This is a genomic window from Algibacter sp. AS12 (genome assembly GCF_046736315.1).
In the GTDB taxonomy this organism is placed as follows: domain Bacteria; phylum Bacteroidota; class Bacteroidia; order Flavobacteriales; family Flavobacteriaceae; genus Algibacter_B; species Algibacter_B amylolyticus.
This window is the reverse complement of sequence record NZ_CP151841.1, coordinates 1,918,639-1,943,159: the sequence shown is the minus strand read 5'-3', so window position 1 is coordinate 1,943,159 and position 24,521 is coordinate 1,918,639. Positions and strand designations below refer to the sequence as shown.

20 protein-coding genes are annotated in these 24,521 nt (G+C 33.3%); 14 read left to right on the top strand and 6 right to left on the bottom strand.

The window, feature by feature from the left end:
- Window positions 1–20 precede the first annotated feature (20 nt).
- From AAFN75_RS08000 to AAFN75_RS07955, 10 genes are all read left to right on the top strand, one after another.
- Entirely contained in the window at window positions 21–551 is a 531-nt protein-coding gene (locus AAFN75_RS08000; protein WP_411809064.1) for an alpha-ketoglutarate decarboxylase, read from the top strand.
- A 337-nt stretch (window positions 552–888) separates the two neighbouring features.
- A complete protein-coding gene (locus tag AAFN75_RS07995) occupies window positions 889–1,392 on the top strand; it encodes a c-type cytochrome (protein WP_411809063.1) in 504 nt (167 codons plus the stop codon).
- A gap of 5 nt (window positions 1,393–1,397) precedes the next feature.
- Window positions 1,398–1,970 (top strand): fasciclin domain-containing protein, encoded by a 573-nt coding sequence (locus tag AAFN75_RS07990; RefSeq protein WP_411809062.1) that lies wholly within the window; start codon window positions 1,398–1,400, stop codon window positions 1,968–1,970.
- Between the two features lie 27 nt (window positions 1,971–1,997).
- Window positions 1,998–3,956: a Sec-dependent nitrous-oxide reductase gene (nosZ, locus tag AAFN75_RS07985; RefSeq protein ID WP_411809061.1), complete on the top strand. Its 1,959-nt coding sequence runs from the start codon at window positions 1,998–2,000 to the stop codon at window positions 3,954–3,956.
- A 181-nt stretch (window positions 3,957–4,137) separates the two neighbouring features.
- The gene (locus AAFN75_RS07980) at window positions 4,138–4,758 is read left to right on the top strand and encodes a hypothetical protein (protein ID WP_144115046.1); all 621 of its coding nucleotides are present in this window, start codon (window positions 4,138–4,140) and stop codon (window positions 4,756–4,758) included.
- 39 nt (window positions 4,759–4,797) lie between these two features.
- On the top strand, window positions 4,798–5,235 hold the full coding sequence (locus AAFN75_RS07975; protein WP_411809060.1) for a nitrous oxide reductase accessory protein NosL: 438 nt from the start codon (window positions 4,798–4,800) through the stop codon (window positions 5,233–5,235).
- A gap of 64 nt (window positions 5,236–5,299) precedes the next feature.
- Entirely contained in the window at window positions 5,300–6,475 is a 1,176-nt protein-coding gene (locus AAFN75_RS07970) for a nitrous oxide reductase family maturation protein NosD (protein WP_411809275.1), read from the top strand.
- Window positions 6,469–7,176, top strand: coding sequence for an ABC transporter ATP-binding protein (locus AAFN75_RS07965; protein ID WP_411809059.1), 708 nt, complete (start codon window positions 6,469–6,471; stop codon window positions 7,174–7,176). The genes AAFN75_RS07970 and AAFN75_RS07965 overlap by 7 nt, the downstream gene beginning before the upstream one ends.
- Window positions 7,169–7,951: an ABC transporter permease gene (locus AAFN75_RS07960; protein WP_411809057.1), complete on the top strand. Its 783-nt coding sequence runs from the start codon at window positions 7,169–7,171 to the stop codon at window positions 7,949–7,951. The genes AAFN75_RS07965 and AAFN75_RS07960 overlap by 8 nt, the downstream gene beginning before the upstream one ends.
- 2 nt (window positions 7,952–7,953) lie before the next feature.
- Entirely contained in the window at window positions 7,954–8,376 is a 423-nt protein-coding gene (locus tag AAFN75_RS07955) for a hypothetical protein (protein ID WP_411809056.1), read from the top strand.
- A gap of 70 nt (window positions 8,377–8,446) precedes the next feature.
- On the opposite strand, the gene ric is transcribed toward AAFN75_RS07955, so the two are convergent.
- The 4 genes from ric to AAFN75_RS07935 all read right to left on the bottom strand — a co-directional run bounded on the left by ric (window position 8,447) and on the right by AAFN75_RS07935 (window position 11,114).
- Window positions 8,447–9,178, bottom strand: a complete 732-nt coding sequence (gene ric / locus AAFN75_RS07950) for an iron-sulfur cluster repair di-iron protein (protein ID WP_411809055.1) — start codon at window positions 9,176–9,178, stop codon at window positions 8,447–8,449.
- A gap of 74 nt (window positions 9,179–9,252) precedes the next feature.
- Complete coding sequence (locus AAFN75_RS07945) at window positions 9,253–9,687, bottom strand: RrF2 family transcriptional regulator (protein WP_411809054.1); 435 nt, start codon at window positions 9,685–9,687, stop codon at window positions 9,253–9,255.
- Between the two features lie 65 nt (window positions 9,688–9,752).
- Window positions 9,753–10,100 carry a hypothetical protein gene (locus tag AAFN75_RS07940; protein WP_411809053.1) on the bottom strand — a complete coding sequence of 116 codons (348 nt, stop codon included), beginning with the start codon at window positions 10,098–10,100 and terminating at the stop codon, window positions 9,753–9,755.
- 39 nt (window positions 10,101–10,139) lie between these two features.
- Complete coding sequence (locus AAFN75_RS07935; RefSeq protein ID WP_411809052.1) at window positions 10,140–11,114, bottom strand: polyprenyl synthetase family protein; 975 nt, start codon at window positions 11,112–11,114, stop codon at window positions 10,140–10,142.
- A 126-nt stretch (window positions 11,115–11,240) separates the two neighbouring features.
- On the opposite strand from AAFN75_RS07935, the gene AAFN75_RS07930 reads away from it, so the two are divergent.
- Genes AAFN75_RS07930 through AAFN75_RS07915 form a run of 4 tightly spaced genes read left to right on the top strand, consistent with a single transcriptional unit; the run spans window position 11,241 to window position 17,956 of the window.
- Window positions 11,241–11,846: a TetR/AcrR family transcriptional regulator gene (locus AAFN75_RS07930; protein WP_144115037.1), complete on the top strand. Its 606-nt coding sequence runs from the start codon at window positions 11,241–11,243 to the stop codon at window positions 11,844–11,846.
- Window position 11,847: 1 nt separating this feature from the next.
- On the top strand, window positions 11,848–13,188 hold the full coding sequence (locus tag AAFN75_RS07925) for a TolC family protein (RefSeq protein ID WP_411809051.1): 1,341 nt from the start codon (window positions 11,848–11,850) through the stop codon (window positions 13,186–13,188).
- Between the two features lie 40 nt (window positions 13,189–13,228).
- Complete coding sequence (locus AAFN75_RS07920) at window positions 13,229–14,407, top strand: efflux RND transporter periplasmic adaptor subunit (protein WP_411809050.1); 1,179 nt, start codon at window positions 13,229–13,231, stop codon at window positions 14,405–14,407.
- 18 nt (window positions 14,408–14,425) lie between these two features.
- Window positions 14,426–17,956, top strand: coding sequence for an efflux RND transporter permease subunit (locus AAFN75_RS07915; RefSeq protein WP_411809049.1), 3,531 nt, complete (start codon window positions 14,426–14,428; stop codon window positions 17,954–17,956).
- A 234-nt stretch (window positions 17,957–18,190) separates the two neighbouring features.
- Here AAFN75_RS07915 and AAFN75_RS07910 read toward each other — a convergent pair whose 3' ends face one another.
- Together AAFN75_RS07910 and AAFN75_RS07905 are read right to left on the bottom strand one after the other, a co-directional pair.
- On the bottom strand, window positions 18,191–20,872 hold the full coding sequence (locus AAFN75_RS07910; protein ID WP_411809048.1) for a TonB-dependent receptor: 2,682 nt from the start codon (window positions 20,870–20,872) through the stop codon (window positions 18,191–18,193).
- A 278-nt stretch (window positions 20,873–21,150) separates the two neighbouring features.
- Window positions 21,151–24,090, bottom strand: a complete 2,940-nt coding sequence (locus AAFN75_RS07905) for a TonB-dependent receptor domain-containing protein (RefSeq protein ID WP_411809047.1) — start codon at window positions 24,088–24,090, stop codon at window positions 21,151–21,153.
- Window positions 24,091–24,521 lie beyond the last annotated feature (431 nt).

Below are 24,521 nucleotides of genomic sequence, written 5' to 3'. Positions count from 1 at the left end.
TTTAAAGATTTCACGCCGCTATGAATTCAATTCTTTTGATAAATAAAAAAATCGTCCTTCTTTTCACCATACTTTTATTTTGCTCCCTAAATGTTAATGCCCAAGATACACCATCGGATTTCTGGGACCACGTGAGATTTGGCGGAGGTTTAGGTTTAAATTTTGGCGATGGCTTTTTTAGCGCTACAGTAGCCCCGAGTGCTATTTATGAATTTGATAATAATTTTTCGTTAGGATTAGGATTAAATGCTACGTTCAACAATCAAAAAAACGCTTATAAATCTACTATTTTAGGAGGAAGTTTAGTAGCGCTATATAATGTAATAAGAGAAGTACAACTTTCTGCAGAATTTGAGCAACTTAATGTTAACCGCCGTTACAATACTAATATTGACCTTCCTGCAGATAACTATTGGATTCCGGCGTTATATTTGGGAGCCGGTTATAGAAGTGGCAATGTTACATTAGGTATAAGGTACGATGTTTTATACGACACCGAAAAAAGTATTTATGCAGACCCTTGGGCACCTTTTGTTAGGTTCTATTTTTAAGTAAAAAAACCAGTACCTCAAAATACAATCTATTGTTAAATGTACTTAATTAGAGCTTTTACAAAAGAGCTTTATTAAAACACGCACAGTAACTTCTTTTAACCAAACACTTCTCCCTAAAACAAACAATAAATTAACCTATAAGCAGATTAATTTTATTGGCTATTTCCTTCTACTCCACAAGCAATCAAACGACTAAAACACTACATTTTTAAAGGTATTTGAACACACTTTCTATACTGAATTTTTAAAAAAGACAATTTTATCCTAAATATGATTTATATCATAAAATTAGTTGTTTTAACACAATACATTTGACTACTAAAATGAAAATAAAATGAAAACAACACTAAAAATTTTAACAACCTTATTAATAGTACTTCTTATTAGCTGTGGCGGAAAAGAAGAAAAAAAGAAAGCTGGTTTTTCTTATGACAAGAAAGAAACCACAGAAACTAAAGCTGCCCCTAAAGCAGAAAAAACGCCTCCCTCAAAAAGGGTAGATTTAAGTAATAAAGGCGTTGGGCCAATAACCTCTTTAGAATTACCTGCCGAAATTGATCAAGCTATGGTAACACACGGTGCCGATGTTTACAAAAAAATGTGTACCGCATGCCACAGAGCCGACAAGAAGTTTATTGGTCCTGCACCAACAGGTATTTTAGAAAGAAGATCTCCAGAATGGGTAATGAACATGATACTAAACCCAGAACAGATGGTAAAAGAAGATCCATTAGCGAAAGATTTATTAATGGAATTTAATGGTGCTCCTATGGCAAACCAACATCTTACTAAAGAAGAAGCAAGAGCTGTTTTAGAATATTTTAGAACCTTAAAATAAAAATCATGAAACTAACTAAACACCTGCTTTTGGTCTTTGCAGTTGCAGTGCTTTTCTGCTCGTGTAAAGAGGCTAATAAAGAGGTTTCAGCCACAGCTTCAGAAGCACAAGTTGAAACACAGTCTATAGAACGCACTGGTCAAGCTTTCATTGAAGGTGATTTAGGAACAACCGTTTTAAGTATTGCCATGGGCTCTAAAGATCACACCACACTAGTGGCAGCTGTACAAGCTGCTCAATTAGAAAATGCTTTAGTAAATGCGGGACCATTAATGGTTTTTGCTCCAACTAACAAAGCTTTTTCTGCTTTGCCAGAAGGTACGATTGAGAACTTATTGAAACCAGAAAACAAAGATGATTTAGCTAATATTTTAAAGTATCATGTAACTCCTGGCAACTACTCTAAAGACTTTTTAAAGAAATTTAAAAAACTTGGACAAGCTAATAACGGTTATGTAAAAGTAGAAGTAGTAGACGGAGAACCTATTATTGGCGGAGCAAAAATACTAGCAAGTATTAAGGCCGGTAACGGAATTGTTCACGTTATAGATAAAGTTTTATTACCTCCAACTGCATAATATAAACACTAATTAAACTATTACACAATGAAAAAAATACTAAAATCAACATTTGTAATTGTAGCCCTTTTTGCCGCACTTACAAGTTGCAATAATTCGGGTAAATCTAGTAATTCTGGAGCCCTATCTAGCAACAACGCAGAAAAAGTATATATAGCACCAGGAGAACACGATTCGCATTACGCATTTATCTCTGGTGGCTATAGTGGTAACCTTACGGTTTACGGATTACCATCTGGAAGAATGTTTAAGGAAATACCTGTGTTTTCTCAATTTCCTACAAATGGATATGGATATTCTGAAGAAACAAAACCTATGTTAGAAACTTCTTTTGGCTTTGTGCCTTGGGACGATTCGCATCATCCAGACATTTCTCAAACTAAAGGAAAATTAGATGGTCGTTGGGTATTTATTAATGGTAACAACACCCCGCGTATTGCCAGAATTAGTTTAACCACTTTTGAAACTGAAGAAATTATTGAAGTTCCAAATAGCGCTGGTAACCACAGTTCTTCGTTTATAACGGAAAACACAGAGTATGTAGTTGCAGGAACTCGTTTTTCGGTACCTATTCCTCAATCAGATATGTCTATTAAAGACTATAAAGGCAACTTTAAAGGCGCTTTATCCTTTATTTCTGTAGATCCTGAACATGGGCATATGGATATTAAATTTCAAGTGTTAATGCCAGGTTTTAACTACGATTTATCGCACCCTGGACGTGGAAAATCTCATGGTTGGTTCTTCTTTACAACATATAATACTGAAGAAGCAAACTCTCTATTAGAAGTGAATGCATCTCAAAATGACAAAGATTTTATTGCAGCTATAAACTGGAAAAAAATTGAAGAATATGTAAATAATGGTGGTGGTAAAATGATGCCAGCAAGTTACGCACATAACATATATAACGATGATACCCATTCAGCAACCTCCACATTAAAAAAAGAAGTACGTGTGGTAAATCCATCCGATGTTCCAGGAGCTGTGTACTTAATCCCAACGCCAAAATCACCTCATGGATGTGATGTGGATCCTTCTGGAGAGTACATTGTTGGTAACGGTAAACTGTCTGCTAATTTAACAGTGCATTCATTTACAAAAATGCTAGACGCTATTAAAAACGAAAAATTTGCAGGAGAAGCTTATGGAATTCCAGTATTAAATTTCGAAGATGTTTTAGCGGGCTCGGTTGAACAACCAGGATTAGGACCTTTACATACTGAATTTGATGGTAAAGGAAACGCATATACTACATTCTTCATTTCATCTGAAGTTGTAAAATGGAAATTAGGAACTTGGGAAGTTATTGACAGAAAACCAACATATTACTCTGTAGGCCACTTAACAATACCTGGAGGAAACTCTGCCGAACCTTTTGGAAAATATATGTTTGCTATGAACAAAATAACAAAAGACCGTTATTTACCAACAGGTCCAGAAATGGAACATTCTGCTCAATTATATGATATTTCGGGTGATAAAATGGAACTACTTTTAGATTTTCCAACACACGGAGAACCTCATTATGCAGCAGCTATTCCAGCAGAAATTATTAAAAATAACTCTCGTAAAATCTTTAAGTTATCGGAAAATCAACATCCTCACAAAGCGTTAAGCGATGCCGACACTAAAGTAGTTAGAGATGGTAAAAACGTTCATGTATATATGACTATGATTCGCAGTCACTTTTCACCAGATAATATAGAAGGCATAAAAGTTGGAGACAACGTATTCTTTCATATTACTAACCTAGAGCAAGATTTTGATGTCCCTCATGGTTTCGCAATGATTGGCGCTAGAAATGCCGAGTTATTAATTGCACCTGGACAAACAAAAACATTAACATGGAAACCAGAAAGAGTTGGTGTATGGCCATTCTACTGTACAGATTTCTGTTCTGCATTACACCAAGAAATGCAAGGTTATGTTCGTGTGTCTCCTGCTAGTTCAAACATTGAATTGGCTTGGTCTTTAGGAGAATAGTTAAGCACTAATAAAACTTAGGGAAATTTTGTTTTAGTGTTTATTTCCCTAACATAAGGCGAGAGTTGACATGTCGCTCTCGCCTTTCTTTTTAAATCACTAAAAACACCAAATAAACTTCAAAATACTTGATTACCAATTTGGTATCACTAGATGACTAATTATCTAATACTAAAAGATTATGAAAAAGGCTGGAATTATAATGATATTAGGATCCTTATTATTACTAGGGCTTTTTAAATTCCCTTTATGGAACATTATGTTAGGTGCTCCACAATATCCTGAACCCTTAGGAATGAATATCTACATTGAAGGTATTAAAGGCGTACAAGAGTTCGATTTACAAAACATAGACGGCTTAAACCACTACATAGGAATGAAAACCATTCCGAAAGCAGAAGATATGTGGGAGTTCTCAGTTTTCCCTAAAGTAATTATAGCTATGGTAATTTTAGGCGTTGTTATAGGACTATTAGGCTATCTTAAAAAAGTAAGTTACAAGTACTTTTTAGGCTGGTTCTTGCTTATGTCTGTATTGGGTATATTGGGTATGTACGATTTTAATAATTGGCTTATTGATTACGGAAGTAACTTAGACCCGCATGCTATTATAAAAGTAACCAATCCTGATGGCACACCAATGTCTTACAAACCACCATTATTAGGTTTTCAAAAACTACTAAATTTCGACGTAACGTCGTTACCACACATAGGCGGTTATTTAATGTTTGTTGGTATGTCTTTAACTCTAGTTGCTTTTGGGTTAGGACGAAAAACAAGCCTGAAAAAGACAACACAGTAAGTAACGCGGCCATCTTCAAAACACTAAAACACTAAAAACATGCAAAGACTAAAACACTATTCAATTTTTGCATTACTACTCTTAATTTTAAGTTGTAATGTATCACCAGAACCTATAAACTATGGAAGCGACGGATGTCAATTCTGCAAAATGACTATTGTAGATAAGATTCATGCTGCCGAAATTGTAACTAAAAAAGGTAAAGTATATAAATTTGATGCTACAGAATGTATGATTAATTTCCTTAAAGATTTTGATACCTCTGAAATTCAACTGTATTTATCAAACAACTACACAACACCCGAAGCATTAATTGATGCCACCAAAGCGACCTTTTTAATTAGCAAAAATATTCCAAGTCCTATGGGTGCTTTTCTTTCCGCTTTTAAAAGCGAAAACGATGCTAAAAATGTGCAAGCCGATAAAGGAGGCGAACTATACTCCTGGGAAACCTTACTAGCAAAATTAAAAGACTAGTAATATGAAGCATTTGCTAACACTATTAGTAGTCATTTTAATAACCAAACCATCTAATGCCCAAATGGTTACAGTTTGTAAAACATGTCCTATTTTCACATTAACGGATGGTATTGCACAGGCAAAAGATTTTGATACTATTGTAGTAAAAAAAGGCACATACAAAGAACATAATGTTATTGTCGATAAACCTTTAACTATAATAGGTGAAAAATACCCTGTTATTGATGGTGAATTAAAAGGAGAAATTATAACTATAATTTCAGATCATGTTACTGTAGATGGTCTTTTCATGATAAACGTTGGTAATAGCTATACTGAAGATTTTGCTGCAATTCGTGTTAAAAACAGTAAAAATTTCTTGATTCAGAATTTAGTTTTAGAAAAGCTATTTTTTGGAATTTACATTGAAAAATCAAGCGACGGCAAAGTATACCATAACAAAATAATTGGAGAAGCTGTAGAGGAATATAATTCAGGAAACGGCATTCAACTTTGGTACAGTAAAAACATTGAAATTGAACATAATTTTGTGCAACATGTTAGAGATGGCATTTATTTAGAATTCTCTAATGCTTGTGTAATAAAAAATAATGTAAGTGCATTAAACGTGCGTTACGGGTTACACTTTATGTTCTCAAACGACGATGTTTACCAAGACAACACCTTCGAGAACAATGGTGCTGGTGTTGCTGTAATGTTCTCCAAACGCATAAAAATGTTTAACAATATTTTTAAAGAAAATTGGGGAACAGCCTCCTATGGTTTATTACTAAAAGAAATTAACGATGCTGAAATTGAAGGCAACATATTTGAAGACAACACCATTGGCATTAATGTAGAAGGCACCAACCGTATTAATTACAAACACAATACATTTAAAAACAATGGTTGGGCCATTAAAGTAAAAGGAGCTTGTTATACTAACATATTTACAGAGAATAACTTTTTGTTTAACTCCTTTGATATTGCCTATAATAGCAAGGTTAACGACAATGAATTTAACAAAAATTATTGGAGCAGTTACACAGGCTACGACCTCGATAAAAACGGTATTGGAGATGTGCCATATAGACCCGTAAAACTATTTTCTTATATCGTAAACCGTACACCAGAAACTATTATTCTATTACGCAGTATGTTTATAGATATTATTGATTTTTCTGAAAAAGTATCACCTGTTTTTACTCCAGATGATTTATTGGACAACAACCCACAAATAAAAAAACTAACATGGTAACCATTGAAAATCTACATAAAAAATTCGGAAAGAATCAAGTACTAAGTGGTGTTGATTTGGAGATAAGCGAAGGCGGAATTTTTGCTGTATTGGGTCCTAATGGCTCTGGTAAAACCACTTTAATAAAATCGGTTTTAGGTATGGTAATTCCAGATAAAGGAAACATTACTGTACTGAATGAAAACATTAAAAAAAATTCCGAATACAGACATAAAATTGACTATTTACCACAAATAGCCAACTTTCCTAGTAACCTTCGTGTTAAAGAATTAGTTAAAATGATTAAGGATTTACGCAAACCAACCAATGAGGACCAACGTTTAATTGAGCTATTTAAATTAGAACCGTTTTTAGACAAAAAATTAGGTAATCTTTCTGGAGGTACCAAACAAAAAGTAAATCTTGTATTAACCTTTATGTTTGATAGTCCGTTAATTATTCTAGACGAACCAACAACAGGTTTAGATCCAATATCACTAATTAGATTAAAAGATTTAATTAAAGCCGAAAAAGCCAAAGGAAAAACTATACTTATAACATCGCATATTATGAGTTTTGTTGAGGAAATATCAGATGAAATTGTATTTATCCTCGAAGGCAAAATTTACTTTAAAGGCACCATTCAAAAATTAAAAACCAAGACCAATCAGCCAGATTTTGAACATGCGATTGCGTCTATATTAACCGAAAACCATGCTTAAGATATTAAAATATAGTTTTTACGACCTTATGCGCAGTCGCTGGAGTTACGTGTATTTTGCCTTCTATTTATTGCTAGGCATTGTCTTGTTATTTTTAAATAACGATTTATCAAAAGCAGTAATTACCCTAATGAACGTTATTATTGTTTTAGTGCCGCTTATAGGAACCATTTTTGGTGTCATGTATTATTACAATTCCAAAGAATTTACAGAGCTACTATTGGCACAACCTTTAAAACGATCCTCTATATTTTTAGGACAATATTTAGGTGTTGCCTTATCCTTATCTATGAGTTTAATTTTAGGGTTAGGTATTCCATTTGTGTTTTATGGTTTGTTTGAAAGTAGTGCCATTTGGGACTTTTCACTGTTACTAATTACAGGTACATTTTTAACCTTAATTTTTACTGCTTTAGCCTTTAATATTGCACTATCCAACGAGAATAAAATTAAAGGTTTTGGTTATGCTATTTTACTTTGGCTATTTCTTGCTGTAATCTACGATGGCTTGTTTTTAATGACCCTTATTTTGTTTGAAGATTATCCATTAGATAAGGTCTCATTAATTGGCACCATGTTAAACCCAATAGATTTATCGAGAACACTCATCCTTTTAAAATTAGATATTTCTGCGTTATTAGGCTATACAGGTGCTGTTTTTAAACAATTTTTCGGAACAAGCTTCGGGTTAATTGTATCTTTTGTTATGCTTACCATTTGGGTTGTTATGCCTGTTTTACGCATTGTATTTAAATCAAAGAAAAAAGATTTTTAATTATGAAACGATTACTATCAAATTCGGTCCTACTTATAATGATTATATTAAGTTTTCATTCATGTAAAAGCAATAACACCGAACCTAAAGCCATTAGGCTAGAAGGTTTAAAACTTAGCAATAACAAAAAGTGGATTGCCAATAAAGAAACCCATATTGGCATGAAACGTATTGATTCTATTTTAACGAATAATACGGCAACAAACGGAATTGTATTAGGCGATATACTTTCAAAACAAACAAGTTATATCATTAAAAGCTGTGATATGGAAGGTGAAGCACACGACCAACTTCATGTGGTGCTTATTCCAATATTAGAAGAAATTACAAATATTAAAGATGAACATAACAGATTAAAACTTGAGCAAAAAATCAATCATTTAAAAAGTTTAACAGCCACTTACTTTGAATATTTTAAACTTTAATTTTTTGAAGAAAAAACCCCAGACAGTCTTAACAATAAGACCCTAGGGTTTTAAACGTAAAAAAGCTTAACTACACAAACTGTTGTTCTAATTTTACGGCTTTAGGGAACAATATGTTATTCTCTAAATGAATATGTAAATGCAAATCTTTTTCAAACTCGTCTAACATGGCGTAAGTTACTTTATAAGTATTACATGCGTCTGCCGGTGGGTTGTAATTATTTGTCAATTCTGCTATTTCTCTAAAGCGTTCGCCTTCCGTATCATGTTCGTGCTTCATCATAGCAATTGGGTTTTCAACAGTCCCAAATTGAGGTGATTGAATCGCTTCATTTTTAATAGTAGCATTTACCATTCTTTTAACAAATGGAAAAAGTATCAATTCTTCCTTCTTCATATGTGAAGCTAATTCGGCTGCCGAGGCCGTAAACAGTTCATTTATTTTAAACAATTCTGGATGACGCTCACCATGTACACGACATAATTTATCTAAAAACTGACGTAAAACAGGAATCTTCTCTTCCACATATCTATGATGCTTCTTTTCTATATACTCAGCCAACAAATCCAATGGCCAAGATTTATAATCAATACTTTCATTTGTACCAGATTTTAAAACCTCATTAAGTTCATCTACTAGCATTTTGCTATCAATCCCTTTTTTATCGCAAGCCACTTCTACTGTTTTATTCCCATTACAACAAAAGTCAATTTTATATTTTGAAAAAACTGCTGCTGTTCTAAAATCATCGGCAACAAATTGCCCTATTTCTTTTTGTGCATCTTTATTTAATGTTTCCATAGCATTATTTTATTTCGGATAAATTTATCCTATTTATATTTAAATTTTTTTAGTCCTTTAAGCCCTTATTCTCGCTATACTTTTAAAAATGAAGCACCCGATTTTATATTAAGAGCCAATTCTTCCAAATTTGTATTTTCAAGCATAAACTTAAGCTCGTCGCGAACGCCTTTAAATTTATCGTGTACAGGACATGGATGGTTTTCATCACATTTTTCTAAACCTAATCCACAGGCACTATAAATGGTATCTCCATCAATAGCTTTTACAATTTGCGATAATTTAATAGTACTTATATCACCTTTGTTAATCTCGAAACCGCCGTAAGCGCCTTTTACAGATTTAACAACATCATGTTTTACCAATGCCTGTAAAATTTTTGCAGTAAAGGCTTGAGGAGAATTTATCTCCATAGCTATTTCTTTTGGGCTAACGCGTATACCTTCGTAAGACTTTGTAGCTATAAAAATTGCAGCTTTTATTCCGTATTCGCAAGCTTTTGAAAACATAAGGCTAATAATAATATTTTACTACAAATATAAACCAAAAATCAATTAGGACAAAATTATCTTAATTAATAATTATTTCTAAACCAAACTTTCTGCCATTCGCGTTTTAATATTAAAAACGAGACCTCTTCAGAGAGTTTTAAAATATCATCGCCATTTAGTGCTTTTACCTGTTTTTCTGAAACATCTATAATGTAAAGCAAGCTTAAGTAGTCGGTAAATTTTTCTTGAATTAGTTTATAAACCGTTTCGTGAAGCATCAATTTTAAACTTGATGGTAAAATTTCTTCATGAAAATCCAAATCTATATTAGCTAAAAGGAAGTCTTTATTTAACTGCAGAATTAATTTTTTATATAACTCTAACTGATTGGCTTGTTCAATTAAATTTTCGAAAGTATCTGGTAATTTCATAAACAAGATTCCTAATTAACAGGAAACAAAATTTGATTATTAAACGGTTCTGTTCATTAAATTATTTCCAAAGGATTTAAGTAACTGCTTTTTATCTTCAGTAATATTTAAAGATTCTAAAACCGTAAATGCCTTTTTTGTGTACTCTTGTATTGCGTTTTTTGTAGCTTCGGCAGACCCTGTTGAAACAAAAAACTGTTTTGCAACTTCAATTTTAGTATTAACATCCTCTGGATTAGATGCAAATAACTGGCTTAACTCTTTACGATCACTTTCATTAGAAAATTCTGAAGCTTTTAAATACAAATACGTCTTTTTATTTTCAATAATATCACCTCCAACTTGCTTTCCAAAAGTTTTAGGATCGCCAAAAGCATCTAAATAATCGTCTTGCAATTGAAACGCAATACCTAGAAAACGTCCAAATTCATATATATTATTTTGATCTTCAACAGATGCTTTGGCCACAATAGCTCCCATTTTCATGGCTGCTCCAACTAAAACTGCTGTTTTATACTCTATCATTTTTAAATATTCAGGAATAGTAACATCATTTCTAATTTCAAAATCGACATCGTATTGCTGACCTTCACATACTTCCAAAGCCGTTTTACTAAACAACTTTGCTAATGCCTGAAAAATAATAGGTTCGTAATTTTCAAATAATTGATATGCCATAATTAACATAGCATCACCAGAAAGAATCCCAGTGTTTATATCCCATTTTTCATGCACCGTACTCTGGCCTCTGCGCAAAGGCGCATCATCCATAATATCATCATGAACTAACGAAAAATTATGAAACACCTCTATACTTAAAGCAGCATTTAAGGCACTTTTATAATTACCAGTAAAAATATCGGCAGTCATTAAAGTTAAAACAGGACGAAGCCTCTTTCCTCCTAAACCCAAAATATAATTTATAGGATCGTAAAGGTTTTTAGGCTCTTTGAAGGTGGAAAAGTTTTCTAAATATGTGATAAACTCTTCTTGGTATTTTTCTATTGAAAGCATCAAACAAAAATAGGGTAAATCATCATAATTAAAAACTTCAACACAAAAGGATATGTTAAAAAATCATTAAAACCCAGGAAACTTTATTTGTTTTTAAAGTTTCCTGTTGTACATTTGCACCTAATTATGAGAGAAAAAATAGTAAAAAAAGCAACCGACTTGTTTTTAAACCTAGGGTTTAAAAGTGTCACGATGGATGATATTGCTCATGAAATGGGTATATCTAAAAAAACGATTTATGTCCATTTTGCTAATAAAACAAAATTAGTTGAAGCTGTTTCATTTTCTGTTTTCGATTTAATTTGTAACGGTATTGATAATATATGTTGCAACTCCGCAAATCCAATAGAGGAATTATACGATATAAAGATGTTTGTAATGCATCATTTAGAAAGCGAAAAATCGTCGCCCCAATTTCAATTAAAAAAATATTATCCACAAATATATGCAACACTTCATTTAAAACAATTTGAAAAAATGCACGACTCTGTTAGCGAAAGCCTACAAAGAGGTGTGGATACGGGTTTATTTCGTGCTAATATCGACATAGCGTTTATATCTAGAATGTATTTTAATGGCATGACAGGTATTAAAGATGGCACTATTTTTCCACCAGAGTTGTTCTCTATGGATTACTTAATGGAAAGTTATTTGGAATACCACTTAAGAGCCATTGTTACCGAAAAAGGCTTCAAAACTTTAAATAAATTTATAACATCAAATCAATCATAAAATGAAGAACAAACTAATATTAATTTTTAGCTTATTAGTTTCTATAACCGCTATCGCACAAGAAACCAAACAGCGTTTTTCGTTAGAAGAAGCTATTTCTTTTGCCTTAGAAAATAATAGAACAGCAAAAAACGCTAGCAGAGATATTGAAGCTGCAAAGCAACAAAAATGGGAAACAACAGCTGCTGGTTTACCTCAACTTAATGCCGCAGTAGATTACCAAAACAGCATAAAACAGCAACTACAAGTTGTTGAGGCTTCTGCTTTTGGCGGTCCAGAAGGTGAATATACGGCAATAGCTTTAGGACTAGAACAAAGCTTAATAGGTTCTGCAACTTTAAGCCAATTACTTTTTGATGGTTCTTATATAGTAGGCTTACAATCTGCAAAAGTATATTTAGAAATATCTAAAAACGCCAAAACCAAAACAGATTTAGAAGTTAGAAAAGCTGTAGTTAACGCTTATGGTAATGTTTTACTAACCGATGAAAGCGTAACTATTTTAGAGCGCAACAAATTGGCTTTGCAAAAAAATCTTGACGAAACCACTAAAATTTATGAAAACGGTTTAGAGGAAGAAGAAAGTGTAGAACAGCTAAAAATAACATTATCTACCATTAACAGCACCTTAAACAACAGTATTAGGTTAAAAAAAGTAGCCTACCAGATGCTTAATATTACATTAGGCCTAGATATTGAAAACGAAACGGTACTAACAGATAATCTAGAAACATTAACAGCCCAAAACATCGATTTAGCATTTACAAATAATCCGTTTTCAATAGAAAACACAATAGATTATAAAATTGCCGAAAACGATAAAACCTCTAAGGAGCTATTGCTAAAATTAGAGAAATACAAAAACTTACCAACACTTAGCGCTTTTTTATCAGGAGGATATGCCTCTTATAGCCCAGAGTTTACCTTTCTAGATAGCGACCAAAAATATTATGGCTTTGGTATTTTTGGAGCCAAATTAAGTATTCCAATTTTTACCTCTGGAGCATCCAATTCTAAAATACAACGTGCTAAAATTAATTTAGAAAAAGCCGAAGACGACCTAACGGAAACCGAACAACAATTAAAATTACAAATAGCATCGGCAAAAAGTGATTATCAATTTGCTATTGAAGAATATAGCATTAAGAAAGAGAATTTAAATCTGGCCGAACGTATCGAGAAAAAAAATCAAACTAAATTTTTTGAAGGTATTGCATCTAGCTTCGAGCTAAGACAAGCACAAACGCAACTCTACACCGCACAACAAGAATTTTTACAAGCCATGCTAAATGTTATAAACAACAAAGTGGCGCTAGAAACCATTACAAACCAAGAGCTATAAACGCAACAATAAATAAGTGAATTTAATAAACCTAACAACCATGAAATATATATATCTAACATTTTTAAGTGCTTTTATTCTAATCTCTTGTGGAGGTGAAGGAAAAAAATCTGTTGAAGACATTATAGCTACAAATGATTTAGAACTTATTAGAACTAAAAAAAGCGAACTTGAAGTTTCGGCTCAAGAAATTTCAGAAAAACTAAAACAATTAGAACAATCTATTAAAAGTTTAGATCCTCAAGAAAAGATTCCTTTAATAACAACCTTTCATGCTAAAGAGGCTGTTTTTAATCACTTTGTAGAATTACAAGGTAACGTAAACACAAAGCAAAACTTACTAATCTATCCGGAATTCTCAGGTGTATTAACTCAAGTTTATGTTAAAGAAGGACAAAACGTTAAGAAAGGACAAATTTTAGCTAAAATCGATGATGGCGGATTAGGCCAACAATTAGCACAATTAAAAATTCAAACCGAATTAGCTAAAACAACTTATGAGCGTCAAGAACGTTTATGGAAGCAAAATATAGGTAGTGAAATACAATTTTTACAAGCCAAAGCATCTTATGAGGGACAGCTAGAAGCTACAAAACAACTAGAACAACAAGTCGCAAAAACCGTTGTTCGTGCTCCATTTTCGGGTACTATCGACGATGTTATTACAGATCAAGGTAGTGTTGTAGGTCCGGGTCAAACTATGTTATTTAGAATTGTAAACCTAGACGATATGTACATTGAAACAGAAGTGCCAGAGCGCTATGTTTCAGATATTGTAAATGGTAAAGAAGTTAAAGTAGAGTTTCCTGTACTTGGAAAAAGCATAGATGCTAAAGTTCGTCAAGCAGGAAACTTTATAAACCCTTCTAACCGCACGTTTAAGGTAGAAGTTGCTATTTCTAATAAAGATAAAGACATTAAACCAAACCTAACAGCAAAGCTTAAAATTAACGATTACACCAATCAAAAGGCCATACTAATACCGCAAAGTATTATATCAGAAAATGCAGAAGGTCAGCAATACGTGTACACCATTACCAATAAAGTTGAAAATAAAGCCAAAGTAAAACGTGAGTTTATTGAAACCGGAAGAACTCAAGGTGATTATATTGAGGTATTATCTGGTATAGAGAACAATGAAGAACTTATTGTTGAAGGTGCTAGAAGTGTAAAAGATGGTCAAGATGTAAAAGTTCTTGATATTGAAGAGGAAAACTAAAATTAAAGACCAAAATCAATGACTAAAAATAAAAAAAACAAGCAAGTAGATAAAGAATTTGGTTTTTCTTCTTGGGCAATTAATAACAAAACAACCATGTATGTTTTAATTGCACTAATATTGTTCCTTGGCGCAGGTTCTTATTTTAGCATGCCTAGAGAGAATTTCCCAGAAATTAAGGAAACCAAAATTTATATAAGCTCCATTTATCCTGGTAACACAGCCGAGGATATCGAAAAACTAATTACAGATCCTATTGAGGACAAACTTAAAACGGTAAGTAATGTTGTTGAAATTACCTCAACATCGCAAGAGGATTACTCGATTGTAATTGTAGAATTTGACGAAAACATATCGGTTGACGCTGCAAAACAGAAAATTAAAGACGAAGTAGACTCTGAAACTGCTGGCGAAGATTGGCCAACATTTAATGGCGCTAAAGTTGAACCTAATGTGTTCGATTTAAGTATGTCTGAAGAAATTCCAATTCTTAACATTAATATTTCTGGAGATTACCCTATTGATAAGCTGAAAGAATATGGCGAATTTCTTGAAGATGAAATTGAAAGTCTGCAAGAAATTAAACAAGTAGATATTCGTGGTGCACAAGAAAAAGAAGTAGAAGTTGCCGTGGACATTTACAAAATGATGGCAGCTCAAGTAAGTTTCGACGATATTATAAACACTATAAGTAGAGAAAATGTTACCATGTCTGCGGGTAATTTAATTACTAGCGGACAACGCCGAACTATAAGAATTATAGGGGAAATTGACGAGCCCAAAGAACTTGAAAACTTTGTGGTAAAGGCAGAAAACAACAACCCTATTTATTTAAAAGATGTCGCTGTTGTTAGTTTTAAGGATGAAGACAAAACTACCTACGCCCGCGAATTTGGTCATCCAGTAGTAATGCTGGATGTTAAAAAACGAGCTGGAAAAAACATGGTTGCTGCCGCCGAACAAATTCAAGCCATAGTTAAAGACGCTATTGCAAACACCTTTCCTCCAGATTTAACCGTTACAATTGCCAACGATCAATCTTCAAAAACCATTGGTCAGGTAGACGATTTAGTAAACAATATCATATTCGGTATTATATTGGTTGTAACCGTTTTAATGTTCTTTTTAGGATTTAAAAATGCCTTATTTGTTGGGTTTGCCATTCCTATGTCTATGTTTATGTCCTTAATGATATTAGACCTTTTAGGCTACACCATGAACACCATGATTCTTTTTGGATTAATTATGGGGCTTGGTATGCTAGTAGATAATGGTATTGTTGTGGTAGAAAACGTGTATCGTTTAATGAGCGAAGAAGGCATGAGCAGAATTGAAGCCGCCAAAAAAGGTATTGGAGAAATTGCATACCCTATTATTATTTCAACTTTAACAACTGTTGCAGCTTTTGTACCGCTTGGTTTATGGCCCGGTGTAATGGGGCAGTTTATGAAGTATTTTCCCATAACCTTATCAGTAGTTTTAGGGTCTTCATTATTTGTTGCTATTTTCTTTAACTCGGTTATGGTATCTCAATTTATGACTATTGAGGATAAAGACATGCCTTTAAAAAACATTATAAAAATTTCGGCTATTGTTGGAGGTCTTGGGTTATTAATTTTAATTACTGGAGGCGCTTATCGTGGTTTAGGAACTTTAATGATTGTAACAGTAATTTTACTTTGGATTTACCGCTTATTTTTAAGAAGTTGGTCCAACGGGTTTCAAAATAAAATATTACCAACATGGGAGCGTATTTACGAGAAATCATTACGATTTGCTTTAAGCGGAAGAAAACCTATTGCAATTACCATTAGCACTTTTGCACTGCTTATAGTAGCCTTTATGGGCTTTGGCGCATCGGTGGGAAGCCAACGTACAAAAGTAGAATTCTTTCCAGATAACACACCAAATCAAATTATAGTTTATATAGAATATCCTGAAGGTACAGATATTAAAAAAACTAATGCCATTACAAAAGATATAGAACAACGTGTATATAAAATCATTAATGATGAAGCTTATATGGACGGTGATTTTAATTTCTTAACCGAGAGTGCGGTATCGCAAGTTGGTGAAGGCGCCGGTAACCCGCAAACCGATGGTGGTTCTGCTGCCGAAATGCCGCATCGTGGAAAAATTACAGCTACCATGCGCGAATACAAATTTAGGAAAGGTGCAGATAGTCAAGAACTTCTTAAAAAGGTTCAAGAAGACTTAAAAGACATTTATCCTGGAGTTGCTATTTCGGTTGAAAAAGATGCTGCAGGACCTCCGGCAGGATATCCAATTAACGTAGAATTAGAAGGTGACGATTATACCGAATTAATTGCTACAGCCGAAAACATGCGCGATTTTATTAATACTAAAAACATTCAAGGTATTGATGAGCTAAAAATCGATGTTAATAAATCTAAACCATCAATGCAGGTTTTGGTTGATAGAAAAAAAGCAGGTGAGTTGGGTGTTAGCGCCGGACAAGTGGGGCAGCAACTTCGTAATTCTATTTTTGGTGCCAAAGCAGGTGTTTATAAAGAAGATGGAGAAGATTACGATATTTATGTTCGTTTTAATGAAGAGAATAGATACAATACAAGTGCTATTTTTAACCAGAAAATAACGTTTAGAGATATGGCTTCTGGACAAATAAAGGAAGTTCCTGTATCTACGGTTGCAAAACAAACCAATAATTCTGGTTTTAGTGCTATTAAGCATAAGGACGTTAAGCGAGTGGTTACGTTATATTCTGCATTAGCACCTGGATATACAGATGCTGCGGCTATTGTGGCTAAAATTCAAAGTGCAATGCAAGGGTTTACTCAAAAACCAGATAATGTGAATATCGATTATACGGGGCAAATAGAAGAGCAAAATAAGCAAATGGCCTTTTTAATGGGTGCCTTTTTTACAGGCTTAGGGTTAATTTTCTTTATACTAATATTCCAATTTAATTCGGTTTCGAAGCCTGGAATTATTATGATAGCTATATTCTTAAGTTTAATAGGTGTATTTGGAGGTATTGTAGCTACAGGAAGCTCTTTCGTTATAATGATGACCATGATGGGAATTATCTCATTAGCCGGTATTGTGGTAAATAACGGTGTGGTACTGCTAGATTACACGCAACTTTTAATTGATAGAAAGAAAGTAAGTTACCATTTAGAAGCCGACCAATATTTAGGAAAAACTGATTTAATGGAAGCAATTGTTAAAGGAGGAAAAGCACGTTTAAGACCTGTTTTACTTACAGCAATTACCACGATTTTAGGATTAATTCCGTTGGCAACGGGTTTAAACATCAACTTTTTTACTTTATTTAGTAAGTTTGATGCTAATATTTATATGGGTGGTGATAACGTAATTTTCTGGGGACCACTAGCTTGGACCGTTATTTACGGATTATTTATAGCTACGTTTTTAACTTTAATAGTTGTGCCAATTTTATTTTATCTTGTAACCCAATTTAAAATGTGGTTATTTAAAGATCGTGTTTCAAATGAAACCGAGTTAATTGAACAAGAAAACTTTAATTTAGACAAACGTTTAGATTAATTTAAACATATTGTAAGTTCTTGACATATGTCGAGACTTTAATTTTGAAATTGTCGTTCGCTTTATAGTGGAATTGGCAATACAGTTTAAAACAACTTTCCAATAGGTTGTTTTAAAAGAATCCTTTTGTTCTTTGATCATCAGGATTAGTTAATAGCAAGAAAAGCCCCAACTTATGTTGGGGCTTTTTGATTATTGGCATTTCGCCATTATATTATATTAATAGTCACTACCTTAAAATTTAAAGGCTACACTTGCATTTAAAACGGTTCCATTAAAACCAAATTGATTTACTTCCCACGGGTATTTAAAACGCCCTCCAAGATCGGTAACAAAATCACCTTTAGTATCAATTTCATCTGGATAAACATTAAGTAAATTATTAACCGAAATATTAGCTGAAATTTTTTCGCTAAACTCATAACCAACAATTAAATCTGTAATTACTTTACCAGCAAAAGTTTGATCGTAAGCAGCATCATCTAAAGGCAATGGACCATTTCCTAGATCCGCTCCATTTAAACCATTATTAGCATGTTGCCAGCTAACCTCTCCAAAATAAGTATTATTCAATATAAAATTCCATTTATTTATATTGTAATCCAAACCTAATAAAATTTTAGATTTAGGTCTAGATGAAGTTATTCTAGATTGTTCCTTTCTATTAAAAATATTGTAACCATTTGCTTCTAACAATGCAGGTGTATCAATTTCTCCTTCAATAGTAGTTTCGTTAAAATTGGCAGCCAAAGTAGCGTTTAACCTACCTTCACCTATATCGATATTAGTATAGTTAACCACTAAATCTAAACCAGTAGTATTTGTATTTACAGCATTTACGAAAAATTTTAAACTTGTAATAGAATTAGCTATTAATATAGTTTCCACTGGATTAGTAGAGGCGTCGTCTCCATCAAAACCAATTTCTCCTGTAAATAAAACACGATCGTCCACTTTTACATTATAGAAATCTGCTGAAACGGACAAATTAGATTTAATTTTATAAGTAATACCTGCCGAAATATTTTTTGATGTTTCTGCCGTAAGTTGAGGCACACCTAAATCTTCTCTAATAATAGGATCTACATTATTAAATGTTCCTTGATTTGAAATACTCCCTCCAGACACTAAAGTCTGCACATTACTTAAGTATATTTGATGTAAAGATGGCGCTCTAAACCCTGTGCTATAGGATGCTCTTAAAGCTCCTTTATCTCCCAAAGAATAACGCCCACTAACTTTCCATGATACATTATCTCCAAAATCGCTAAAATCTTCATATCGTACTGCTCCACCAATTAACAAAGCATCAGTTGGCTCCCACTCCAAATCTCCATAAACACCGTAGTTATGTCTATCTGCACGAACAGCGTTTGAAGGCTGTAAACCAGGAAAAGATTGTGCTCCCCCATTTCCTGTAGGATTGTAATAAGAAGCGGCATCTCCTGCTCTAGCAGAAAAATTTTCTTGCTTAATTTCTGCTCCAAAAGCAACATTAACTTGACCTAAACTTCTTGAAAAATCTAAATTTGCTAACGAGTTACTAAATGTGTAACCTCCAACTCCAAATTCGGTTGGACTGTTTGCTCCTAAGTCTATATTTAAAGTGTTATTTACATCATAATCAATTCTATTCCTTCCGTATGTCCCACTAAAATCAACATCGAAATTAAACATGTTCCATTTAACACCCGCTGTTAAGTTATTATCCAAAACATCAGTTTCAAAAGTAGGTTGAAAACCGTTATAGTCGGTACCTGCTTCGTGTAATAAGTTATGAGGGTCACCTACCCAATATGGCGCTCTGTATAAAGCAAAACTTTTACCTTGTCTAGTTGTTACTCCACCAAACGTATAAAACTCACCCGAATCGTTTTTAAACGGAATTCCGGCATTAAAAAACAAATCAAGTTTTTTTAATTCAGGCTGACCAACAGTCATTCCTAAATCTGGATTATCTGCTAACCAAGATCCCCAAGTTGGGTCGCCTGCCTCAACACCAATTAAAACATCTGTTCCTGGAGTTCCAGGTCTATTTGTTTTTTCTTGCTCATAATACCCTGCGGTTATATTTAAATACCCTCCATTATCACCTGATAATCCTGTATTTAAATCCACTCCAAAATTAAAACCATCACCTTCCGTAGTAACTCCGGATTTTACATTTACCGTTGTATATTCTACGTTCTTTTTTAATACCATATTAATCACACCAGCAATCGCATCAGATCCGTACTGTGCCGAAGCACCATCACGTAATACCTCAATACGTTCAATAGCCGCTGCAGGAATACTTTTTAAATCAACACCAACTTCACCTTTTCCTGGTGTATCATTAATATAAACTAAAGCACTTTGGTTTTTTCGTTTTCCGTTTACTAAAACCAAGGTTCTACTTGGACCTAAACCACGTAAATCTGCTGGATCAAAATGCGCTGTTGCATCAGATATCGTTTGAGTTGAAGAATTAAAAGAAGGCACCTTGTAAGTCAACATTTTATCTATTGTTGGCTGGCCTGTATTGCGCATTTCCTCTAGACCTATATTATCAATAGGCACTGCAGAATCCAATATTGTTCTTGGTTTTGATCTATTTCCGGTTAAAACTACAGCATCTAGGGCTACCCCAGATTGTAAAGTCACATTTAAAATATTAGATGACACTTTAATTTCTTGAGTTTCGTAACCTACATAAGAAAAAACTAGTGTATCTCCATTATTTGCCTTTATTGCATAATTGCCATCAAAATCGGTTGTGGTTCCAATTGTGGTTCCTTTAACAACGACTGAAACCCCAGGTACGGGTTGCGTTGTATCATCTTTAACAACACCCGAAACATTCTGTCCTAACATTAAATTAGACATACCTAGAAACATTAAAAAAACCAGCGGTTTAAAATGAAATAATTTTCTCATATTATAATTTTTAGTTTAGAATTAGTTAATACGAATATATACTTTTTTGACAAAAGACTCAAAAAACAACAAGTATATATACCGTTATTTAATAAAAATAACAACGAAATAATATCATTTTACATGTTTTAAAGAACTATTAATATGAAATTAATAAAAAAAACATTGAATTATAAAAAAATTATTAATAACCCAAAAAGACTCATTTCAAGGTGTAATAAAAAAAAGACATGTTAATTAAAAACTAACATGCCTTTTCTTATTAATATAAAATTTAATTATTTTAATACGAATGTTAACCTACCAAATACATAACGACCGTTGTTACCAAACTGCGACACACGACGTGAGTAAACAAATTGATTACTGGAAGTTAAATATCCTGGTAATTCATCTGGATAAACATCTAATAAGTTATTTGCACCAACTGTTAGTCTTAACTCATCACTAAAGTTATAACCTATAGTTAAATCGGTAACCACATTAGATCCTATTTCTGGGTGACCACCATCTGTTAAGTTTCCTGTATCGAAAACACTACCAAAAAATGCATTTCTTAAGAAGATACTCCAATCGCCCATTTCTAAGTTATGAGATAAGTTCGCTTTAACTCGAGGTACGGCAAGTTCTAAATATACTCTAGAACCTTCATCAAAATAGTTATCTAATAAACCTGCATCAGTTAAAAGATCACTACCTTTTGTAGCGCCTACTTTTTTAGTTTTTGAGTACGTGGCAGCTAAATTATTAGTTAATCTTCCTTCACCCACATTTGCTTTATGAGAAACAACCACATCTAAACCATTTGTTTCAGTATCTATGGCGTTGGCAAAAAATGCTGCTTGACCAATTCCAAGGTTCGTAAAAATATCTGATAATGGTGTTCCATCATTAGGATTACCGAAATTTCCTGTATATGTAATTCTGTCATCTATAGCTATAAAATATCCATCTATAGTTACTGTTAAATTAGCATCTGGTATTTTAGTAGTAAATCCTAAACTAGCATTAAATGAAGTTTCCTCCTTTAATTTAGGAATTCCAACTAGTTTAGCCGCTCTAGAACTATTAGTAAACGTTCCAACCTCTTGTGCAATTCCTTGGTCATTAAATAATGTATTCGATTTGCTATAAAATTGCTGATGTAAAGAAGGCGCTCTAAAACCAGTACTTAAAGCACCTCTAATGTTTGTATTATCACTAAGTTTATAACGCATTGCTAATTTACCATTCAATGTACTTCCAAAATCACTAAAGTCTTCAAAACGCACAGCACCACTCATCAAAAACTCCTCAGTAATATCTGCTTCAACATCAACATACAAAGCCATACTATTTCTTCTAGCATCAATAGCATTTTCTGGTGTAAACCCTGAAAACACTTGAGCTCCAGCACTTGCCTGATTACCAAAAAAGTCAGTAACTTGTAACGTTGGGTCTTCAGCCGCAGCTGCTGTTTCCACTTCTCCATTTACATCATACTTAGCATAAGACGACTCTTCACCAGCTTCAATAAAGTAATTTTCAACACGATATTCTGCACCAAAAGCAATATTTAACCCGGACATTATATCATCATAAAACTTAGACATATCAAAATTAACCGTGTTTTGTTGAAAACCGTTTAATCCAGCATCAAACTCCGTTGGAGATGAAGCTTGTAAGTAAAAGTTAGTAGTATTGGTAATATTGTATGCAAAAGTATTTAAACCCCAAGTATGAGATAAATCGATATTCCAATCATTAATTTTACCTTGAATACCAAAACCTAAAGATTTATCAATGATATCAGACTCGATATCTGGTAAGAATCCATTAATATAAGATAAAGTATTTCCTCTACCAGATGAATGCCCAGGCGTTCTATAAAACCCAGAAGCATCACCATGACGATAAGATAAACCACCAAAAGCATATAATTTGGCTTCACTTTCAGCATCTCCTAAAGGGATTTCTAGGTTCCCCATAAATTGACCTTGATCTAAAGCAGATTGCCCTACACTCATATTATAATCACTTCTTGTTTGTCCTCTTGCAGCTAATTCTGCGTCCGTAACATCCAAGCCAGATAAAATTCCAGCAGTCTGATCTCCAGTAATTGTATTGTATCCTGACAATTCTTCAATACTTGAAGCTCCTGCAATTTGCCCTTGCAATCCGGCATCAAAATGATCTACTTGGGCTGCAAAATCTTTAATAGCATCTAAATCAGTTCGTAAATCTGATAGATTAAAACCAGCTTGATTAGCTTGCCATTCTATAGAATTATAAGCATGGAAAATCGCACCACTATTCGCACGAGCACGAGACGTTCTTTCTCGTGTTGTTAAAGAACCCGTCATATTAATAAACCCGCCATTTTCACCTAATGGAATACCGTAGTTTAAATCGATTTGAGTTTTCTCTCCATCGGTTCCACCTTCATGGTCATTTCCATTTTTAGACATATTAGCACCTGTGGTAATGGCAGCCGTTAGCTCGTTAACATTGTCTTTTAATACAATATTAATAACCCCCGCAATAGCATCAGATCCATATTGCGCAGCAGCACCATCACGTAAAACTTCAATTCGTTTAATTGATGCAGCAGGAATAGCATTTAAATCTGTACCAACAGAACCTCGCCCTGGCGTACCATTAACATTTACTAAAGATGAGGTATGTCTTCTTTTTCCATTTACTAAAACCAATACTTGATCTGGTCCAAGACCTCTTAGTTGAGCAGGATCAATATGATCTGTTCCATCGGCAACTGTTTGTGTATTAGATGAAAATGAAGGCGCCACATAATTTAATATTTGTGTTACCGAAACTTGCGGACCAGCTGTTACTAAATCGGCCATATCAATAACATCTACAGGAACTGCTGTATCAACAGATGTCCTGCTTGGATTTCTAGATCCAATTAAAACCACTTCATTTAAAGCAACTCCAGATTGCATTGTCACATTAATAACCGTACCTGAAACGCTTTTTTCTTGCGTTTCATAACCTACATACGAAAACACTAAAACATCTCCCGTTTTTGCATTAACATTGTATTTTCCGTCAAAGTCTGTTGTTGTACCAGTTGTGGTACCTTTCACAATAACAGACACACCTGGTAAACCACCAGAATCATCTTTAACAGTTCCTGAAACTTCTTGGGCCATTGCCGTTCCTGATAGACCTATAAAAAATAGAAACATCAGACATTTTAAATGTAAAATTTTACTCATAGTTATTATTTATTTTGAATTAGTTCTAGCTAATATATGCATATTATATTGTAAATTACATACTTACACGCAAAACATTATTTACAAAATAGACTTAACTGAGTAAAAACTTCTAAATAAAAAAAACTTAATCGCCTCAACTTTATTGTAAATAAAAATTCAAAAAAAACACATAAACACATGACATTCAGATACCTAAAAAAAAGACTATAAATCACACTAAATAAAATTAAAACGTACATTTAACGTTTTATTACCGATCAATAATTATTTTAATTAATCTAAAAAATATCAAGACCTTAGAAAAATACATCTATCACAATCTAAAAAATAGCACACTTATATTCCAAAAACCTCATTTACTTAAAAAAACATATATAAAAATTAATACTCTACTCTATTTCATTAAATTTGCACATCAAAATTTTACT

Bases quoted from the DNA above. Each gene is read 5' to 3' on its own strand.
- AAFN75_RS07965 (WP_411809059.1), top strand. From the start codon at position 6,469: ATGGTAACCATTGAAAATCTACATAAAAAATTCGGAAAGAATCAAGTA.
- AAFN75_RS07915 (WP_411809049.1), top strand. From the start codon at position 14,426: ATGACTAAAAATAAAAAAAACAAGCAAGTAGATAAAGAATTTGGTTTT.
- AAFN75_RS07980 (WP_144115046.1), top strand. From the start codon at position 4,138: ATGAAAAAGGCTGGAATTATAATGATATTAGGATCCTTATTATTACTA.
- AAFN75_RS07930 (WP_144115037.1), top strand. From the start codon at position 11,241: ATGAGAGAAAAAATAGTAAAAAAAGCAACCGACTTGTTTTTAAACCTA.
- AAFN75_RS07960 (WP_411809057.1), top strand. From the start codon at position 7,169: ATGCTTAAGATATTAAAATATAGTTTTTACGACCTTATGCGCAGTCGC.
- AAFN75_RS07945 (WP_411809054.1), bottom strand. From the start codon at position 9,687: ATGTTTTCAAAAGCTTGCGAATACGGAATAAAAGCTGCAATTTTTATA.
- AAFN75_RS07990 (WP_411809062.1), top strand. From the start codon at position 1,398: ATGAAACTAACTAAACACCTGCTTTTGGTCTTTGCAGTTGCAGTGCTT.
- ric (WP_411809055.1), bottom strand. From the start codon at position 9,178: ATGGAAACATTAAATAAAGATGCACAAAAAGAAATAGGGCAATTTGTT.
- AAFN75_RS07935 (WP_411809052.1), bottom strand. From the start codon at position 11,114: ATGCTTTCAATAGAAAAATACCAAGAAGAGTTTATCACATATTTAGAA.
- AAFN75_RS08000 (WP_411809064.1), top strand. From the start codon at position 21: ATGAATTCAATTCTTTTGATAAATAAAAAAATCGTCCTTCTTTTCACC.
- AAFN75_RS07910 (WP_411809048.1), bottom strand. From the start codon at position 20,872: ATGAGAAAATTATTTCATTTTAAACCGCTGGTTTTTTTAATGTTTCTA.
- AAFN75_RS07940 (WP_411809053.1), bottom strand. From the start codon at position 10,100: ATGAAATTACCAGATACTTTCGAAAATTTAATTGAACAAGCCAATCAG.
- nosZ (WP_411809061.1), top strand. From the start codon at position 1,998: ATGAAAAAAATACTAAAATCAACATTTGTAATTGTAGCCCTTTTTGCC.
- AAFN75_RS07995 (WP_411809063.1), top strand. From the start codon at position 889: ATGAAAACAACACTAAAAATTTTAACAACCTTATTAATAGTACTTCTT.
- AAFN75_RS07905 (WP_411809047.1), bottom strand. From the start codon at position 24,090: ATGAGTAAAATTTTACATTTAAAATGTCTGATGTTTCTATTTTTTATA.
- AAFN75_RS07925 (WP_411809051.1), top strand. From the start codon at position 11,848: ATGAAGAACAAACTAATATTAATTTTTAGCTTATTAGTTTCTATAACC.
- AAFN75_RS07975 (WP_411809060.1), top strand. From the start codon at position 4,798: ATGCAAAGACTAAAACACTATTCAATTTTTGCATTACTACTCTTAATT.
- AAFN75_RS07920 (WP_411809050.1), top strand. From the start codon at position 13,229: ATGAAATATATATATCTAACATTTTTAAGTGCTTTTATTCTAATCTCT.
- AAFN75_RS07970 (WP_411809275.1), top strand. From the start codon at position 5,300: ATGGTTACAGTTTGTAAAACATGTCCTATTTTCACATTAACGGATGGT.
- AAFN75_RS07955 (WP_411809056.1), top strand. From the start codon at position 7,954: ATGAAACGATTACTATCAAATTCGGTCCTACTTATAATGATTATATTA.